This window comes from Bacillus sp. COPE52 (assembly GCF_003355115.1).
GTDB classification, from domain to species: Bacteria; Bacillota; Bacilli; order Bacillales; family Bacillaceae_G; genus Bacillus_A; species Bacillus_A toyonensis.
On the sequence record NZ_CP031292.1, the window covers coordinates 960,832 to 978,441 of the forward strand.

At 34.3% G+C, this 17,610-nt stretch carries 20 protein-coding genes and 5 pseudogenes; 23 read left to right on the forward strand and 2 right to left on the reverse strand.

Annotated features, from left to right (window positions below):
* Nucleotides 1-62: 62 nt before the first annotated feature.
* From DPQ31_RS29240 to DPQ31_RS04830, 15 genes and pseudogenes are all read left to right on the forward strand, one after another.
* Nucleotides 63-176, forward strand: a pseudogene (locus tag DPQ31_RS29240) (hypothetical protein); the annotation flags it as partial.
* Nucleotides 145-505: pseudogene (locus DPQ31_RS04765) on the forward strand (AHH domain-containing protein). The pseudogenes DPQ31_RS29240 and DPQ31_RS04765, both read left to right, overlap by 32 nt.
* 34 nt (nucleotides 506-539) lie before the next feature.
* Nucleotides 540-1,109 carry an imm11 family protein gene (locus tag DPQ31_RS04770; protein WP_208731607.1) on the forward strand — a complete coding sequence of 190 codons (570 nt, stop codon included), beginning with the start codon at nucleotides 540-542 and terminating at the stop codon, nucleotides 1,107-1,109.
* Nucleotides 1,110-1,249: 140 nt separating this feature from the next.
* A complete protein-coding gene (locus DPQ31_RS04775) occupies nucleotides 1,250-1,702 on the forward strand; it encodes a YrhA family protein (RefSeq protein WP_208731608.1) in 453 nt (150 codons plus the stop codon).
* 18 nt (nucleotides 1,703-1,720) lie between these two features.
* Nucleotides 1,721-2,179 carry an SMI1/KNR4 family protein gene (locus DPQ31_RS04780; protein WP_208731609.1) on the forward strand — a complete coding sequence of 153 codons (459 nt, stop codon included), beginning with the start codon at nucleotides 1,721-1,723 and terminating at the stop codon, nucleotides 2,177-2,179.
* A gap of 466 nt (nucleotides 2,180-2,645) precedes the next feature.
* Complete coding sequence (locus tag DPQ31_RS04785; protein ID WP_208731610.1) at nucleotides 2,646-3,317, forward strand: hypothetical protein; 672 nt, start codon at nucleotides 2,646-2,648, stop codon at nucleotides 3,315-3,317.
* Nucleotides 3,318-3,374: 57 nt separating this feature from the next.
* Nucleotides 3,375-3,587, forward strand: a pseudogene (locus tag DPQ31_RS04790) (DUF4176 domain-containing protein).
* Between the two features lie 45 nt (nucleotides 3,588-3,632).
* Nucleotides 3,633-3,838: pseudogene (locus tag DPQ31_RS04795) on the forward strand (hypothetical protein); the annotation flags it as partial.
* A gap of 173 nt (nucleotides 3,839-4,011) precedes the next feature.
* On the forward strand, nucleotides 4,012-4,308 hold the full coding sequence (locus DPQ31_RS04800; protein WP_000918591.1) for a WXG100 family type VII secretion target: 297 nt from the start codon (nucleotides 4,012-4,014) through the stop codon (nucleotides 4,306-4,308).
* Nucleotides 4,309-4,466: 158 nt separating this feature from the next.
* Nucleotides 4,467-4,742, forward strand: coding sequence for a TIGR04197 family type VII secretion effector (locus tag DPQ31_RS04805; RefSeq protein WP_000529664.1), 276 nt, complete (start codon nucleotides 4,467-4,469; stop codon nucleotides 4,740-4,742).
* A 40-nt stretch (nucleotides 4,743-4,782) separates the two neighbouring features.
* Complete coding sequence (locus DPQ31_RS04810; protein ID WP_044783270.1) at nucleotides 4,783-5,145, forward strand: DUF3958 family protein; 363 nt, start codon at nucleotides 4,783-4,785, stop codon at nucleotides 5,143-5,145.
* Nucleotides 5,142-6,410, forward strand: a complete 1,269-nt coding sequence (locus tag DPQ31_RS04815; RefSeq protein WP_208731611.1) for a T7SS effector LXG polymorphic toxin — start codon at nucleotides 5,142-5,144, stop codon at nucleotides 6,408-6,410. The genes DPQ31_RS04810 and DPQ31_RS04815 overlap by 4 nt, the downstream gene beginning before the upstream one ends.
* 14 nt (nucleotides 6,411-6,424) lie before the next feature.
* Nucleotides 6,425-6,634, forward strand: a complete 210-nt coding sequence (locus DPQ31_RS04820; protein ID WP_001036918.1) for a hypothetical protein — start codon at nucleotides 6,425-6,427, stop codon at nucleotides 6,632-6,634.
* Nucleotide 6,635: 1 nt separating this feature from the next.
* The gene (locus DPQ31_RS04825; RefSeq protein ID WP_000250499.1) at nucleotides 6,636-6,920 is read left to right on the forward strand and encodes a DUF4176 domain-containing protein; all 285 of its coding nucleotides are present in this window, start codon (nucleotides 6,636-6,638) and stop codon (nucleotides 6,918-6,920) included.
* Nucleotides 6,921-7,000: 80 nt separating this feature from the next.
* Nucleotides 7,001-7,381: a BA_1872 family lipoprotein gene (locus DPQ31_RS04830; protein ID WP_000771854.1), complete on the forward strand. Its 381-nt coding sequence runs from the start codon at nucleotides 7,001-7,003 to the stop codon at nucleotides 7,379-7,381.
* Nucleotides 7,382-7,562: 181 nt separating this feature from the next.
* Here the strand turns inward: DPQ31_RS04830 and DPQ31_RS04835 are convergent, their stop codons facing one another.
* Nucleotides 7,563-8,357, reverse strand: a complete 795-nt coding sequence (locus DPQ31_RS04835) for a hypothetical protein (RefSeq protein WP_000418489.1) — start codon at nucleotides 8,355-8,357, stop codon at nucleotides 7,563-7,565.
* A gap of 270 nt (nucleotides 8,358-8,627) precedes the next feature.
* Between DPQ31_RS04835 and DPQ31_RS04840 the strand changes: the two are divergent.
* The 3 genes and pseudogenes from DPQ31_RS04840 to DPQ31_RS04845 all read left to right on the forward strand — a co-directional run.
* A pseudogene (locus DPQ31_RS04840) lies at nucleotides 8,628-9,664 on the forward strand (cytoplasmic protein); the annotation flags it as partial.
* A gap of 120 nt (nucleotides 9,665-9,784) precedes the next feature.
* Nucleotides 9,785-10,168, forward strand: a complete 384-nt coding sequence (locus tag DPQ31_RS29245; RefSeq protein WP_261797520.1) for a DNA/RNA non-specific endonuclease — start codon at nucleotides 9,785-9,787, stop codon at nucleotides 10,166-10,168.
* 2 nt (nucleotides 10,169-10,170) lie between these two features.
* Entirely contained in the window at nucleotides 10,171-10,653 is a 483-nt protein-coding gene (locus DPQ31_RS04845; RefSeq protein WP_208731612.1) for an antitoxin YezG family protein, read from the forward strand.
* 513 nt (nucleotides 10,654-11,166) lie between these two features.
* On the opposite strand, the gene DPQ31_RS04850 is transcribed toward DPQ31_RS04845, so the two are convergent.
* Complete coding sequence (locus DPQ31_RS04850; RefSeq protein ID WP_208731613.1) at nucleotides 11,167-12,468, reverse strand: MFS transporter; 1,302 nt, start codon at nucleotides 12,466-12,468, stop codon at nucleotides 11,167-11,169.
* Nucleotides 12,469-12,692: 224 nt separating this feature from the next.
* On the opposite strand from DPQ31_RS04850, the gene DPQ31_RS04855 reads away from it, so the two are divergent.
* From DPQ31_RS04855 to DPQ31_RS04875, 5 genes are all read left to right on the forward strand, one after another.
* Nucleotides 12,693-14,282: an ATP-binding protein gene (locus tag DPQ31_RS04855; protein ID WP_208731614.1), complete on the forward strand. Its 1,590-nt coding sequence runs from the start codon at nucleotides 12,693-12,695 to the stop codon at nucleotides 14,280-14,282.
* A 19-nt stretch (nucleotides 14,283-14,301) separates the two neighbouring features.
* On the forward strand, nucleotides 14,302-14,979 hold the full coding sequence (locus tag DPQ31_RS04860; protein ID WP_208731615.1) for a response regulator: 678 nt from the start codon (nucleotides 14,302-14,304) through the stop codon (nucleotides 14,977-14,979).
* Nucleotides 14,976-15,944: a tripartite tricarboxylate transporter substrate binding protein gene (locus DPQ31_RS04865; RefSeq protein WP_208731616.1), complete on the forward strand. Its 969-nt coding sequence runs from the start codon at nucleotides 14,976-14,978 to the stop codon at nucleotides 15,942-15,944. The genes DPQ31_RS04860 and DPQ31_RS04865 overlap by 4 nt, the downstream gene beginning before the upstream one ends.
* Before the next feature lie 160 nt (nucleotides 15,945-16,104).
* On the forward strand, nucleotides 16,105-16,521 hold the full coding sequence (locus DPQ31_RS04870; RefSeq protein WP_208731617.1) for a hypothetical protein: 417 nt from the start codon (nucleotides 16,105-16,107) through the stop codon (nucleotides 16,519-16,521).
* 88 nt (nucleotides 16,522-16,609) lie between these two features.
* On the forward strand, nucleotides 16,610-17,563 hold the full coding sequence (locus DPQ31_RS04875; RefSeq protein ID WP_208731618.1) for a helix-turn-helix transcriptional regulator: 954 nt from the start codon (nucleotides 16,610-16,612) through the stop codon (nucleotides 17,561-17,563).
* Nucleotides 17,564-17,610 lie beyond the last annotated feature (47 nt).

Sequence of the window (17,610 nt, forward strand, 5' to 3'; positions counted from 1 at the left end):
TTAGAGGGGAATTTCTACAATATGATTTTACCGGATTACGTGGAACTAAATTAGTCCATCACCATATTGGTGGTGGTCAAGCTGTTGGGATTCCGCTGCTACTACATCCTGGTTTTGGAGGGATTCATAACGCAGAAAAAGCGATTGAAGCATGGGGGAAAAGATGCAGGGATTGAACCACCCCCATATTCTAATGCAGCACATCATCTAACACCTTGGAACGATAGTAGGGCAGAAAAGGCACAAAAATTATTAAAGGAATTTGGGATAGACCATGATTCGGCGGCCAATGGAGTATTTTTACCTTATAAAGTTAATGAATACGTGACTACTGAGGTCTTACACATAGGGAAGCATAGTTCAGAGTACATACTTAAAGTAGAGAGTATTAAGTCTTGTTAAGAAACGGGGCGGTACTCAAGAAGATGCTGTTGACGCCTTACATGATATAAGAGAGCGTTTATTGAATGGTGAATTAAAATTAAATAAACCGAAGAAAGAGTAATCTTATAATAGAAAAATAACAAAGGAGAGTAAAAATGAAAATTTGGGAATTAAAGAGTTCATTTGATGACTATGAATCCTTTCAACTATTGAACTTAGAAGATTCTAAAAAGTATTTTGAAGGAAAAATTGACTCGGCAGTAAAAGCATCTGATTCATGGGGAGAAATACGTATTAAATGTGTAGAAGAAGGAAATCAAAGTAATTTGCCTCATTTTTGGGGAGAAGTTGGTACACCAATGGTTAGTGGGAAAGCTAAAAAATTCTTAGAGTCTATACTTGGTGATAATGTAGAATTTCTTCCCCTAATTCATGATGTGACCGGAGAAGTGTATTATATAATTAATATTTTAAATGCACTAGATTCTATTGACTATGAGAAAGCTATACTAAAGAAACTACGTTCTGGCTTAGTAATAGATTTCAAAAAATACGCATTCTTACCTAATATGGTTAAGAACCAAACAATATTTAAAGTTTACTTAAATGAAATATTACATATTCCTTCCGTTTTTGTATCAGATGAATTTAGAAATACAGTGTTAGAAAGTGATTTAAAAGGTTTTGAATTTATAGAGGTATGGGATTCAGAAGCAAACATGTAAAAGAAAGTCCTAAAACAATTGATAGGAGTTAGTGACATGGATGCAAAGGTTTTAGGAATTCTAAGAATGTTAAACAATTATGTGGGAAATGAAAAAGAAATTTTTGAACTGATTCAAGCTGAAGCAATGGTGAAATTTATATGTGGAAAAATCTGATTTTAGAAATTGAAAAAATAGAGAAAAGTTTTAATGATAAACTGAATACACCAGCAACAGATAGTGAAGTTAAGAAATTAAGAGAACGCATGAAAAAGAGTTTTAATGTTGATCTACCGAGTGAATATGAGGAGTTTCTTAAAACTGTAAATGGATTAGATTTTAACGGGCTAGTACTTTATGGAGTTGACTCTTATTTGTTAGATACAGAAAGGGACGAATCAATTTGCGGGCTTATAGAAACCAATGAGATTTGGTATGAAAATGAATTTCAAAAAAAGTATCTTTTCCTTGGAGATTCCAATATAGCATGGTTCTGTAAAAACTTATCTGATGGTACTTATTTAGAACTTGATAAACCATCTGGTACAGTGATGAATACATATAATGATTGCAACACAATGCTTGAGGAAGCATTGAAAACAGCTCTTCTTTAATAGGGGGTATTAAAAATTATGTTTAATTTTTTAAAAGAATATGTTGTAGCAGACAGAAGTGTTCGTTCTAAACAAAAAACTATTTTCTATCCTATATATCAAGATGAGATAGATGAGGCAGAAAGCTTATTACAAATGGAACTTCCAAAAGAACTGAAACGCTTTTATCAAGAAATAGGTTGTGGGTTTTTAAAGTCTGATAAAAGAACGTTTTTCAACAGATTTATGGACCTGATTTTAGTTGCAGATTTCCGTTTAAGGCAAGATATTTATGAATATAATCCAAACCTAGATGGTGTAGATGATGAAGAATCATTAGTGTTTTTTGAAGTAACAGAACTTAACTTTTTAACCATTAAATTTAAAGAGGAAAATGAATTAAGTCAATGTCCTATTTACTATGAGGATGAGAAAATAGCGGATTCTTTAGAAGAATTTTTAATTAAAATGGATGAAAATCCTGGCTATTATATTTAATCGTTTTAAGACTTGCTTTAAGGTGTAGCATTTGAAAAATATCTAATCATGAGTAAAAAAGCTTATGTATAACCTGCATAAGCTTTTTTAATGACATGTTAGATTGTATATTCCGTTCTTAATATATTTAAAGTGTGATTGGGTATTAAGATTAATTAATGGAATGAAAGATTTGGATTAAATGCACCTATTATTAAATTTGGGAATAATATCTCTAACGCTGAAAAATATTTGATTTAGGGGTTATTTTCAGTATTTTAGAAATAATCAAAGCGAGAAAAAGTAGAATGTTTCATGATTAGAATTGATTATATGCTAATATTCAATAGAAGATTAGCATTTTGAAAATTCATAATAAAATCTTATGATGCATTCGGTAAAATCAACCAATTTATGTTTTACTCATTATGTATTAAAGGGGAAATGAAAAAAACTTGGTCAACAGTAGCGGGGTGGTTTAATTAATATGAAAAAAAGTATAGATTTTAATAAGAAAGCTTTTGCACATTATATGGCTCTTTATCCTGTAAATGAAATAAGAGTCCACGTAATTGGTCTTGTCCTTTTGGGGGCAGATGTGTTTGTTCTTTTGCCTGCTTTTGCGAATCCTTTTCGATTACTCTATGTATATATAGTAACTCCTCCAGTTATTTTCTTAAATTTGTGGGCGATATGGATTGCTATCAATCCTCGGAAACGACAATTACAATACACTCTATTTCGAGGAGTATATGGCACCATATGTTCAGTCGGATTATTGGTTATAACTCAAAAATATGCCTATGAAGTGTTACAATTACAAACTCCTATCTATTTTATTATTTCAGTTGGTTTGTATAGTTTTGCTTTGTATCATTTTTATAAAAACCATATTGAAAAACTTCAGGAACCAAGAAAAAAATCAAAATCATCGAAAGGAACTGGTGGTGTAAAAGTAGCAGCTATTGCAGCGGGATTGGGGCAGTTAATTGCTAATATAATTCTTAGCATTGCAACACAACAGATGGGTGCGATTGTATTTATGTGTGCATGCACAGTGTTTTCGTTTGGTTTGTTTTATATGATTATAGAACTCCATAAGTATTATTATTTACGGAAGCATATAGAAGATGGAAGGAAAATACGTATAGGCTTTTAAAGAGAATTTGTTGCATTTCAAGTATATAATCGCATTCTTCTTATAGTTGGTTAAAGGATAGAAAAAATAGGAGGGACAAAAAAGGTTGTAATTTACGGGAGAAACCAACTACTTATGGTTGAAGAACCTGTTATGTATGACTAAATTGGCTGTTTTTATCCAGAAGGATATATTGATCCTGATTATACATGTGTATTTAATCATGAGGATATTGAAGGAATTATATTTGTAGGTTTTATAGATGAGGAAGAAGAGGCATTTATAGGATAGCTTAATTGAATAGGATCTAGAAACAGGTGATTTTCAAATTTTGATAAAACTAGCAATCTCCACGCCGAAATTGGTTGAATTATAAGGAGGGAAAAGCTGGTCACGAAAATGATGAAGAGATTACTATTTTCAAATCAATTGGTTTGGCTGTAGTAGATATTATCGTTGCGAATTATTTGTATGAGAAAGTAGTGGAGCGCGGGATGGGATTGAGTTTTGAGAGACTGCCTTTTGATGGTATTTTTTTATAAAATCTTGTAAAGCAAGAAAAAGTAGGATATTTAATGATTAGAATTGAATATTCATATTCTAATATTCAATAGAAAGATAAAACGTTTAAAAGTTCAGAATAATAGATTATAATATGTTTAGTAAAATTAACCAATATATATTTTGCTTATTATGTATTAAAGGGGAAATGAAAATGGCTGGACAAATTCGTATGTCACCAGAGGAGCTTAAATCGAAAGCGGCTCGATATGGACAAGGTGCAAATCAAATTGAGGACATTTTAAGTCAACTACAAAACTTACAAAATGAATTAAGAGGAGAATGGGAAGGACGTGCTTTTGAAGGTTTTGACCAACAGTTCAATCAATTAAAGCCAAAGGTACAAAACTTTGCACAGCTATTACAAGAAATTAATATGCAGCTTAATAAAACTGCAGAGGCTGTTGCTTCTCATGATGAAGAATTATCACGTAATTTCGGTTTGAAATAAAAATTATCATGCTCTATATAACAAGCATTTCAAATGAGCCATACAGCTTATATTGTATGGCTCATTTAATTGCATGCCTAGCGAGCGATTGATAGGGATATATATTTAATGAGATTTCTTTGATGCGTTTGGAAAACTTATAGAAAGGGTTTGAAAGAATGGGACAATTTCAAAGTAATTTACAAACAGCAACGCAAATTGCTACGAAAATGGGATCAGCCTCTGATAGGATTCAAAGTGCAACCAGTCGTTCTATAACAAAGGCGGCGCGTACAACGTTGTCTGTTAATTTCAAATCACAAGAAGCGAATCAGCAAGTTTTAGACTTGACGAAACAATTTTCCGCTGCCTTCCAGCAAGCGGTTGATAATATTCATTCGGTAGCTAAAGAATTTGAGAGAATGGATAACGAACTTCACAATACTTTTCGCTGATGTGACAACCTACGTAAAGTAAAATAGTAGGAGGAAAAAGATGGGTCGAGATATTGAAAATAAAATTAAAGAGTTAAATCTAAAGTTACGAAATGTATTTGAAGAACAGGACCGAAATCAATTCGCGATTCAAGCTCAGGAACAAGCGGAAGCAGATTTTTATGAATGTAGGAGTCGAAATCGTCGTTTGTTTGAACGAATTTTAGGAACTTGGCATGGTGATAGAGAAATGTCCCAGTTTTTTATGAATACGTATCAAGATGCACAACATATTGAACGAAAAGTCACATTTGAATTGGAAAACAAAAAAGAAACATTGTTTAAAGAGAAACGAGATCTTAGTGATTTAGAAAACGCCCTTTCATATCAGCAACAACAATTAGTAAAGGAGGCTAATTCATGAGTTTAAATATGTATTTGGGAGAAGTACAGAACCAAACTCAAAGTATGAATGCTGTATGTACGGCCACCATTCAAGGTATGGAACAAGCGATTCAGTCGATTGATGCTTTTGCAATTGATACTGTGTTACAAGGGCAAACGTATAGCAGTGCAAAATCATTTTTTGTACAAACTTTTCGTCCTCTAGCACAAGGAATTATTTACTTATGTGAAGAACTAATCCGTCAGAATAATGCCTTTCCAAGTCAATTTCAATCACAGGTAGCTTCAACTGATGTTATTGAACAAGAAGTGTTAGAACAAATTCGAGAAATTGACCGAATGAAAACAAGTATGGAAGCTGTCAATCAAGCTATGCCAATTCCGGGTATGGATGCCATGGTAAATCTTTTTATTGTTATGAGGAAAAAACTGCAAGAAAAGCTGGATCATTTGTATCAATTCAATCAGACCTCTAGTAATAATTATAGTACAGCAATTCAATTAGCAGCGAGTATTGCTGCAGGTCTTGCGGAAGTCCAAAGTGGAAAAGGTTTTAATGCTTTAACAGGGATATTTAGTGTGAAAGAATTAAATATGGAATGGACAGTAGCTATTCAAAAAAAATCAGAAGATAAAGTTCATGCTGTTCAAATTGAAAAAGAAGCTGTTAAAAATGATTGGTTTTTGATGGATTCAAAAGAGGTAAAGGAAACAGCTGAGGAAACAGCTAATGGAGTAGCAACAGTTACTGGAGTAGTTGTAAAAGGAATTGGTAGTATAATAAATGGTAAAAAGTATGAAAAATCATTTACTGAGGAAAAGGGATATGGTGGTATATTTATTAAAGGTCTTACACTTGAAGCAGAGCCATTTGTAAGTTCTCGTACTTATGATCAATTTAATGTAAAAGATAAAGAAAAGAGGGAACAAACTTATGGACCTAAAGTTGGGTTTACAGTAGCTCAAGCTGGAATAGAACAAGAGGATATTGTTTTTGGAGCTGGAGCTGAAGCTAAAGTAGCGCTTGCTTCTGCAGAGTTAGGTGCTCATGTGGAAAATGGAAATTTACATATAGGAGCTGAAGCTACTCTAGTAAAATATGAGAGTGCTATAAAAATTCCTATTCCATTTATGGATAAAAAGTTACAAATTGGGGGATCTGCATCGCTTGGAACACTCGGGGGATCTTTTGAAGCTGGAAAAAGTGGATTCAAATTCCATGCACCATTTGGTCCTGGTGTAGGTTTATGGGGATTTGGTTTAGAAGTTAGTGTTAAGGAATAAAGGAGATAATTAGTATGAATAAAAAAGTGAAAAATTTTAAATATCTTATGATTATATTAGCTTGTATTGCAATTTTTGGTACAATTTTACCTAATGCATTGGATCCAAATGAAACATTAGCAGGTAACATTTCGGTTGCAGTTTTTGGTACAATTGGTACTTGTTTGTTGTTTTCTGTCACTTATTTCATTATAAAAAAGGCTATTTTAAGAAGGGGAAACTAAGATGGTACAAAATTTAGAGTTAGAATTACTTCCAATAGGTTCTGTTGTAATGTTTAAAGATTGGGAACATCCATTAATGGTTTATGGAAGAAAACAGATGGATTCTGAAACAAAAAGAACATGGGATTATGTGTGTTGTTATTTTCCTCATGGTAATATTTCTTCGGAGTATAATTTCTTTTTGAATCATGAAGATATTTCTAGTGTTTTACATCTTGGTTTTATTAATGAAACAGAATTAGAGTTTCAAAAATTATTTAAAAAAGAAGTTGAAGAAAAACGGTGATTCTTTTAAGCTGTTAGTGTTTTTGAAATAGTTAATGGATGAATGTTAATACATATATATTTAAAGGAAGGGGACTCTCTATGAAATTGCTTCGTTCATTTCTTATTTTCACTCTTGTTGTATTGTTAAGCGCATGTAATACAGCAACAAAAGTCACAAAGGTTCAAAAAAATGGCGAAACGACTTTAACAATTGGTTCTTTGCAGGGGTATTACGATGTACAAACGCTTAAAGCTGAAAAAGGAAATGTGGAAATTCCTTATGAGGCAGCAGTTGAAGAAGGTACGATTTTATTGCAAGTCACAAAAGACGATAAGGTCATTTATGAAGAAGAAGTCACTTCTCAAAAAGAAGGTTTGCTTTCTTTTGAAGCGCCAAAATCCGGATCATATGATTTAATTGTACGTGTGAAGGGTGAAGAAGAGAAAGCGAAAGGAATTCAAATACATACGAAGCTATGAAAAAACGGCAAGCGGAGTATACTCGCTTGCCGTTTCCATTTCCAGTTGGTTCTGGCATAACAAATGCTCATCAATTTCAAGAAGTGAACGTAAAGTAATTCAGAAGTATACAATATTTTACTTTCAGCGATGTAATCCCTAATAAAAGATTCAATAAATTTTATAATGTAAATATTTAATTCTAATCATTAAAAATCCTACTTTTTCTTACTTTAATTGTTTCTAAAATATAAAGAAGAATACCTAAACCAAATATTTTTTCAGTATTAGAAATATTATTACCTAATTTAATAATAGGTACATTTAAGCCAAATCTTTCACTCCATTCTAAAGGCATATATCCCCTCTTGCAGTTTATTAATATACGATCATCCATTGTACGAAAAGACGTTTCGAAAAAATCAAATTCCACTTCTATCTCAGAAATTTTTATCTCTTTTTCATTCATCAAAGAACCACGTACCATTCCAAATCCTTGTATCATATTTTCTTTAAACATACCTACACAATTATAATTCGAATCATAAATAGCCCAATCATAATTTTCAACTTCACTATGAAAGTATGCAAGAATTTCTCCATCACTTGCTTCCAATCCAACAACGTGTTTATTTTTTAAAGAAGATACTGTCATCATATCAGTTGAAATTAGCTTTGTTCCTGCTACATAAGCTCCATCAGGAGTATATAATCCAAAATGTTTATTACCTTCTGGTAATTCTAATAATACAAAAGTATTAGTATCCCAAAGTGTTATACTATTTTTAACAATATTTTTTTCTAATAACTTCCCTTTTCTTAATTGCAAAAAACCAATTCCTAAAAAAACAAACGAAACTATAACAATAAAAATAACCTGTCCCCAATTAATATGTCCCCACTTTTCATATACAGCACATAGTGCCAAAATAAAAACACCAATTCCAATAAAAAATTTAAACTTCCCTTTCTTTTTATAATACTCAAATAATTCCACATAAACACCTCTATCAGTTGGTATTAATATTTCAATTACCCTTCAAATAGGGGGCACATTACCGAAAGTGAAAAATTGTATGCTAAGGGTGTAAAAACCTATTATAGCAGGTTTTATAGAGAATATAAGTCTATGTTGATGCTACCCCTTATTATAGTTGTTTTATAAGTTTAGTGGTGAATTTTTTATTGTGAATAGAAAGGAGAATGATGTTGAAAATTTTTAAAAATACAATTTTATTTGTTTTATGTTTAGTAGTTCTTAGTGGTTGTTTTACAAGGGCAAACATATAGCAGTGCAAAAGCATTTTTTGTATAAACCTTTCGTCCTTTAGCGCAAGGAATCATTTACTTATGTGAAGAGCTAATCCGACAAAACAATGCCTTTCCAAGTCAATTTCAATCACAGGTAGCTCAGGGAGATGTAATTGAACACGAGATATTAGAACAAATTCGAGAAATTGACCGAATGAAAACAAGTATGGAAGCTGTTAATCAAGCTATGCCAATCCCGGGTATGGATGCCATGGTAAATCTTTTTATTGTTATGAGGCAAAAACTGCAAGAAAAGCCGGATCATTTGTATCAATTCAATCAGACCTCTAGTAATAATTATAGTACAGCAATTCAATTAGCAACTAGCATTGCTGCAGGTCTTGCGGAAGTTCAAAGTGGGAAAGGGTTTAGTCCCGTAAGTGGTACATTTAGTACACAGGGGTTGAATATGGACTGGACGACTTCCATTCAAAAAATGACAGAAGCTAAGGCACACGAAGCGGACAATTTTGTAAATAGCAATTTATCAGATGATAATATCGAAGAAGGTACAATGTATGATACCCCCCCTGAAAAATCTATGCTTCGAAAAGTTTGGGACGGTATATACGCTGGTTCTGGGCAAGTTATCGGAGGGATTGTAGAAGGATTCAATTCACTAGATGATACAGTAACAAAAGAAAATATTAAGTATGCTATAGGTCATCCCCTAGAGACAGCATCTACTGCGTATAATACTTTTTCTAATTCATTTGTGAATGATTTTTGGCATGGTGATGCAGAAAGTCGTGCAAAATGGGGAACAAGTATTTTTATGGAAGTTGAGATAGGATGGATTGGGGATAAAGGGATAGGCTGAGTAGGGAAAATAACTACACTCGGTGAAGGCGCGAATCTAGCAAAAGTCTAGAAGGTATCTCTTCCGTTTCGAATCAAATACCATTGAAAGACCAATTTGCTTTTGCTGGCGGAAGTGGTGGACAATCCAGGTTTAATATACCTGAGTTTAATCAAGCAAAGGATACGCTTTTATCCGCTAAAGTATAATATGGAGCTCATTATGAAAGAGTTAAACGCAGAAAAGTACTTGCACCAGATGTAGAGTATAAATCACCATCAGGTCATACATATAAAACTGATAGTGAGAGGCGAATTACTAGTGTAGAAGGAGAATTAATAATAGGAGATGCTAAAAGAAATCCTTATGCACAACGAAAAGCTGGACAAAATGGACCGAATGGAAGAAATGATAGATTAAAAGATGATGATGGAGGTCATTTAATCGCAAGTATGTTTGAGGGATCTGGTGATATTGATAATTTGGTGGCAATGAATTCACAAATAAATCGTTCTGGAGGTAAATGGTATAGTCTTGAACAAAAGTGGTCGCAAGCTTTAGCGGATGGAAAAACGGTGAAAGTAAAAATAGAGCCTATATATTCGGATGATAGTATAAGACCTTCTCAATTTAAAATAGCTTATGAGATTAATGCAGAAATTAAAAAAATTAGGATAAAAAATCAATCTGGAGGATAAGTATGGAAACTGAAAAAATGGAAATAGTTTATCAAGAAATAGGTACAAAAATAGATGAAATTATACCAGGGGAATGGAACGAAATTTATCTATATGCTGAATTATTAGAGGATTCAACAGAAGCGTACTTCTTCTTTACTACTCCTAAAAAAGATGGTTTTATTTATTCGAATAATATTCCAAAAGTATATGATGTAGATGAGGAGATTTATGATGACTTATTATTCGAACTATATGACGTATTAGAGAAATTACGTGAAGAATTTAAGAAAAATGAACAAGAATTATGGACAAACTTAACATTAATTCTACATGATTCAGGAAAATTCAAAATAGAATATGATTATACAGATGTGTTATCCCCTGAACATAATCTTACAAAAAGGGAGATAATATGGAAATACAAATATCTTGGTATTACTCCCGATAATGAAATTGATAAAAAGTTTTTAGATAATTATCTTAAAACTATAGAAGATAAATAAAAATATTGATAATTGTGTGTTATGTTATCCTCTATGAATTATCATTCATAGAGGATTTTTTATTAAATTCAATAGTTAAAATGAATAATTCTCATACTTAATTATGAGAGGAGTAGATAGGAACAGAATATAGTTCCGTTCGGAACAATGAAGTTTGAGGGTTTACTTCATATCTTTGACCTCTTTATTTTCAATGTCTTGAATGTATACTTTTGTTGTGTATTTTGAGGATATTAGGGGAATTGGTGGAAAGTCAACTTTTACTTTCAAATTAGAAATACACTTATTAGACACTCTAAGTAATAAATTTGTTCCACTTTAATGCGGAGGGAGAATTTTGGGTTTGTAAAATAACAATGGAACTACATGTTTTTTCGTCATACAAAAACCTCTACATATAAGTAGAGGTTTTTAAATTATATATGAATGAATTATGCTTTTTTAGATAAAGCAAATCGAGTTCAGATAAACGAAGATTATAGAATACATAATTTTAACTAGACTTATTATTAGCTAGTTTATCCCACCACCAAGCTCCGCCTCAATCTGCGAAGTCTTCGATGACTCATCCATACGCCAATACGTAATAAAGCTGATCGCGATACATCCAGCTACGTAGAAGTAGAAGAGTGATTCCATTCCGATACTCTTTAGCCATAATGCGATGAACTCAGCTGTTCCGCCGAATATCGCAACGGTTAGTGCATATGGTAAACCTACGCCGAGTGCGCGAATTTCAGTTGGGAAGAGTTCTGCTTTTACAATTGCGTTAATCGATGTGTAACCAGTAACGATAATGAGACCGACCATCATGAGTAAAAATGCTACGATTGGTTCTGTCGTTTTTTCCATGAAGAAGAAGATCGGTGCTGTTAGTAATGTTCCGAGAATGCCGAAAGCCATTAATAGTGGGCGGCGTCCAATTTTATCGGATAATAGCCCCGCAATCGGTTGAAGTACGACGAAAATAAGTAGTGCGACAAAGTTAATCCAGCTTACAACTTCTTTCGGAAGGCCGACTGTGTTTACCATGAACTTTTGTAAATATGTTGTGTACGTATAGAATGCAACAGTGCCTCCGAGTGTTAGGCCGACTACTGTTAATACTGCTTTCGGATGTTTCATAAGAGCGCTAATGGTTCCTGCGCTTTCGCGTTTTTGCGATTTTATGTTTGAGAATTGCTCTGATTCATCCATCGTGCGGCGAAGCCATAATACAGCTACTGCGCCCATCGCCCCAATAATGAATGGAATACGCCATCCCCAAGCTTTCATATCTGGTTCGCTTAGTAATTGCTGAAGAACAATTTGAACACCTAACGCAACCATTTGCCCAGCAACGAGCGTTACATATTGGAAGCTTGAATAAAAACCACGGCGACCACTACTAGCCATTTCAGATAAATACGTTGCGGAAGTTCCGTACTCTCCGCCAAGTGATAATCCTTGAAGTAAACGAGCAAGAACTAAAATAATTGGTGCCATAATACCGATACTTTCGTAACTAGGTGTACAGGCGATAATTAAAGAACCACCGGCCATAACCGTAATCGAAAGCGTTAATGCTGCCCGGCGTCCGTGCCGATCCGCATAACGTCCCATTAATAAACTTCCGATAGGGCGCATTAAAAATCCAACTGCGAAAATAGCTGCTGTGTTCAGTAATTGACTCGTTGGATCACCTTTAGGAAAGAACTCTGCTGAAAAATAAACAGCAAAAGCAGAGTAAACGTACCAGTCGTACCATTCAATTAAATTGCCGACAGAACCTTTAAAGATATTGCCGGCGACTCGGTTAGATTTTGCTTGAGCCATACTAATTCCTCCTCTTGCTTAGTAATAAAAGGTATATATGAAAGCGTGTTCATTGTATTTGAATTGTACTGTTCTTTATTTGTAATCTCAATATTATGACAATTTTATTCTTTTTGTACTTTATGTACATGGATATTTTTAATAGTTGCTTCATTTTCAGTTTTGTCATAATAATAGAAAAAGGAGATTGATAGTTTTGAATATTTTATCAAAGGATATGAAATATGAAGAAATCACGCAAAGTATCATTGCAAACGAAAATAGTAAGCTTAATTATTACGTTAATTTTATTTGTCGTTCTCCTATTAGCAGGAATATTTGTTTACATTCAGTCCGTTGATACGAAACGTCAAGTGGAACAGCTAGCACTGCAAACGGCTAAATCTCTTTCTTTTATGCCAGCTATAAAAGATGCTTTTCAATATAACGAACATAAAAGTAGCATTCAATCCATTGCGGAACAAGTTCGTGAGCAAGCTGGTGCGGATTATGTAATTGTGGAAGATCGCTATGGGTTTATGTATTCCCATTCTAATTCGGAGTTGATTGGTACAAAGAGTAACAATCCATATAACTATGAAGCACTCACTTTTGGTGGTTATTATACGCTCGAAGGAAATGGTGTAAATGGCCCGGCTTTAATGGCGAAAGCACCGATTATTGTTCAGAACGGAGACTACGATCAAGTTGTAGGCGTTGTGACAGTAGAGTTTTTAATACAAGGTATTGAATCTAACATATTGAGCAGAACGAAAGAAATTATCCTCTTTTCCTTAGCGGTATTATTAGCCGGAATTGTTGGTGGCATTCTTTTAGCACGTAGCATTCGTAAAGATACACTCGGTTTAGAGCCAAATGAAATCGCAGCGTTATACCGGGAACGAAGTGCGATACTACTATCTATAAAAGAAGGAATCATCGCCATTGATCAAAACGGTTTTATTACGATGATGAACACCTCGGCAGAAGAAATGCTTCATGTAAATGATGATTATATGCAGCAACACATTTCAAAAGTTTTACCGGATTTTAATATGGAAAGAGTGCTAGAAACCGATCAAGAAATCGCATTTCAAGATAAAGTGTTTATTTTAAACATGACACCGATACTTGAAAACAACAGTACGGTAGGAGTTGTATGTAGTTTTAGAGATAAAACAGAACTGCAAAACCTTGTGAACACAATATCTGAGGTGAGAAAGTATTCAGAGGACTTACGTGCTCAAACGCATGAATTTACAAATAAGCTCTTCGTCTTATCCGGCTTATTGCAGTTAGGGCATTACAAAGAAGCAATTGAATTCATTCAGCAAGAATCTACTATTCATCAAAGCCAAAATCATATTTTATTTCATCAAATTCACGATGCGAAAGTACAAGCTATTTTATTAGGAAAACTCGGAACAGCGTCTGAGAAGAAAATCGATTTTCATATTGAAGGAGATAGTGCGCTTCATCCGTTACCAGATCATATAAAAGTTTCACACCTCATTACGATTCTTGGAAACATAATCGATAATGCGTTTGATGCGGTAAGTGAACGAGAGGAAAAGAGTGTTTCCTTCTTCGTTACGGATATTGGGCACGATATTGTATTTGAAGTGATAGATAGCGGGATAGGAGTACCGGCAGAAAAAATCACGACCATTTTTCAAAAAGGATTTTCAACGAAAGGAAATGATCGTGGTTACGGACTAGCAAATGTGAAAGAAATAGTAGATCTACTAGAAGGAACGATTGAAATTCAAAACGAGAAAAATGGGGGAGCTATTTTTACAATTTACCTTCCGAAAACATTGAAAGAAAGTACATGACAAACAGGGGGATGGCTATATGTTGAAGGTTGCAATTGCAGAAGATGATTTCCGCGTCGCGCAAATTCAGGAAGAGTTTTTATCAAAAATAAAGGACGTAAAAGTGATTGGAAAAGCATTGAATGCGAAAGAAACGATGGAATTACTACAAAAGGAAGAAATTGATTTGCTTCTATTAGATAATTATTTACCAGATGGAATCGGAACAGACTTATTGCCGCAAATCCATGCTAATTTTCCAAGCGTTGACGTCATTATGGTTACTGCGGCGAATGAAAATCATATGTTAGAAAAAGCAATTCGAAACGGCGTAAGCAACTACCTTATAAAACCGGTCACGTTAGAAAAATTTGTTCGCACAATTGAAGACTATAAAAGAAAGAAGCAATTATTACATAGTAACAATGAAGTGAATCAAGCACTCATCGATAACTTCTTCGGTACTTCGCAAACACAAGACATAAAAAACTTACCGACAGGCGTTGATCCGTTAACATTGCAAAAAGTGAAAGGGATTATAAAAGGATTCGAAGAGGGCATTACAATAGAAGAAATGGGAGAACAAATGGGTGCCTCCAGAACAACCGCAAGAAGATATTTAGAATACTTAGTAGCGACAAACGAATGCACAGTAGAGTACACATACGGCATTATCGGACGACCAGAACGAAAATATCGCATAGGACGAGGACTATGAAAAAACGATTATTACTATGTATATGGATCATGACAGGAGTAATAGCTGGTTGTTCTGTAGAAAAAACGCACACGAATAAAGTGAACATAGACAAAGTAGAAATCGTTGCGCCGAACGTTCAAGGAGCAGGATGGGACTTAACGGCACGAGCGATGCAAAAAACACTAGAAGAAGAAAGAATCTTCACAAAACCAATCACAGTCACAAACAAAGTAGGAGGTAGCGGTGATGTCGGATGGAAATATACGAAACAAAAAGGCGGACACGTACTGGCGATTAACTCAAGCTTACTCATAACGAACAACCTACTAGGCCACAGTAAACTAACATATAAAGACTTCACACCGCTCGCAATACTCGCATCGGACTGGGAAGTCGTTGTCGTATCAAAAGACTCAAACATAGAAAACGCAAACGAACTAATGGAACAACTAAAACAAAACAAGAAAAACTTCAAAATTGGTGTTGCCCCTGGCCTAGGAAACGACGATCACCTATCCTTCGTACAAGTAAGCAAAGCATTCGGCATAAACCCTGCCGAACTACAATTCTTCGTCTACGAAAACAAAGAAAAAATTATAAACGCCCTAACGAACAAACAAATAGGCGCCGCAACCATGACCCTATCCGAAGCCGAAAAACAATACAAAGCCGGCAAAATAAAAATACTAGCCGTATCCGCACCAAAACGCCTAGACCGACTACCAGAAATCCCAACGTGGAAAGAACAAGGAATCAACGTCACATTCCAGCACTGGAAAGGAATTATGGGCCCAAAAGATATGACGGAGGAAGAGGTTGCTTATTGGGATAATATTATTAAGAAGATGGTGGAGAGTGATAGTTGGAAGGGGATTTTGAGGGAGCGGGGTTGGAATTCTTATTATAAGGATAGTGGGGAGAGTAGGGTGTTTTTGGAGGAGAGTAGTGGGTGGTATGGGGGGATGGTGAAATTTAGTGATTAATACTCTTCTATTGGTTTATTTGTAAGTGATGATATATGTGACGTGAATAATACTGGATTTCAAGTTATCATTTTATGATAACAAGTTATGAAAGGTCATTATTGCTACAAATTTTATTAAAATACAAAATAATAATATATGTATAGGAGATTTACCAATAATGAAATTAGCAAAAACACAGTTAAAACAATTTATATTAAAACAATTGAAAGTCTGCGAGTTGAAAGAAATAAACGTCGAGTTCGCAGTTCGGGGGCTAGATTTTGATCCGAACATGTTTATTCGTGCGGGAGAGATGGGATTAGAAATAGGGTTTCATAGATTAGTATGGAATTGTCCTGTCGTACCAGATATGACACGGTTTACGCATCATATATTATTATGGGAACATCTAGAAGAATTAAGTGACAGTGAGAAGGCTGTGGAAATGAAAGAGAGCATTAGTATGGTAGCTGATTTTAGAAAGAGGCGGTATCAGCAGTGTCGGTTTTGTAATACAAAAACTTTGCCAGAACATCTTTTTGAGGATGGTGTATGTCATGGGTGTGCTACTGTGCATTTTGGGGTGATATATTAATGTTTTGGAAGTATATAGAAACAATTTAAAAGCTGATTCTATTCTTTTATACTTGAATGAGGATGGATGAATAGAAAAGAGGAATTATATGAGTAAATTAAGCAACTGTCTGTATATGATTGAACTCCTGCATGCGAGAGGGAAAATGAGAATTAGTGAATTGGCAGAGTTGTTAGAAGTGAAAGAGCGGATGGTCCGTATTTATCGTGATGATATTGAAATGGCTGGTATAAAAATAGAGACAACGAAAGGCAGGTACGGTGGTTACTCTCTCTCGAATACATCGCTATTTCCTATTAAAAATATGTCTCAACAAGAGCTAGATGCATTAACATTCTCTATTAAAAAACTAGTTTCAAAAGGTAATGATATTTATGCAAAGGACGCACAAGTAGCGTTAGATAAATTGAATGCTGTTCGGAAAGTGGAAACGAATAAAGACCGTCATATTTATTTTGTGCAAAGATCGAAGCCGAATTATGCGTTTTCGAATGAAAACCAAAAATATGTACAACTGCAAGAAGCGTTATTTACAAGAAGCAAGGTGAAAATTCAATATGAGAAACGGTCTGGTGAAAGATCAGAACGAATTATCGATCCGTACGGCTTTGTACACTACAATGAATTCTTTTATTGCCTAGCCCTGTGTAATGATAAAAAGGAAAAACGTATGTTTAAACTATCTCGAATAAAAGATATTAAAACTTTGTATGATACATATAAAATACCCGATAATTTCGATATCCGAGAAGAATTTCCGAAATTCGGCATTATGAAAGAACCGATAGAAGTAGAGTTACTCATATATCCACCATTCGCCGTATCCGTACCAGAATCCATTTGGGGAGAGAATCAAAAGATAGAACATAATGATGATGGTAGCATCCTTTTCCGAGCGACGATGAGCGGGAAAGAGTCGATTAAGAAGTGGATTTTGGGGATGGGTGCTTCGGTTAGGGTGTTGGAGCCTAGGGAGTTGAGGGAAGAGGTTGTTGAGGAGGGTAGGAGGTTGTTGGAGATGTATAACTCGATTGATTTGTAAAATTTCATGGCTGTTAGTTGCTAAGTTTTAATAGTTATTTATTGTTT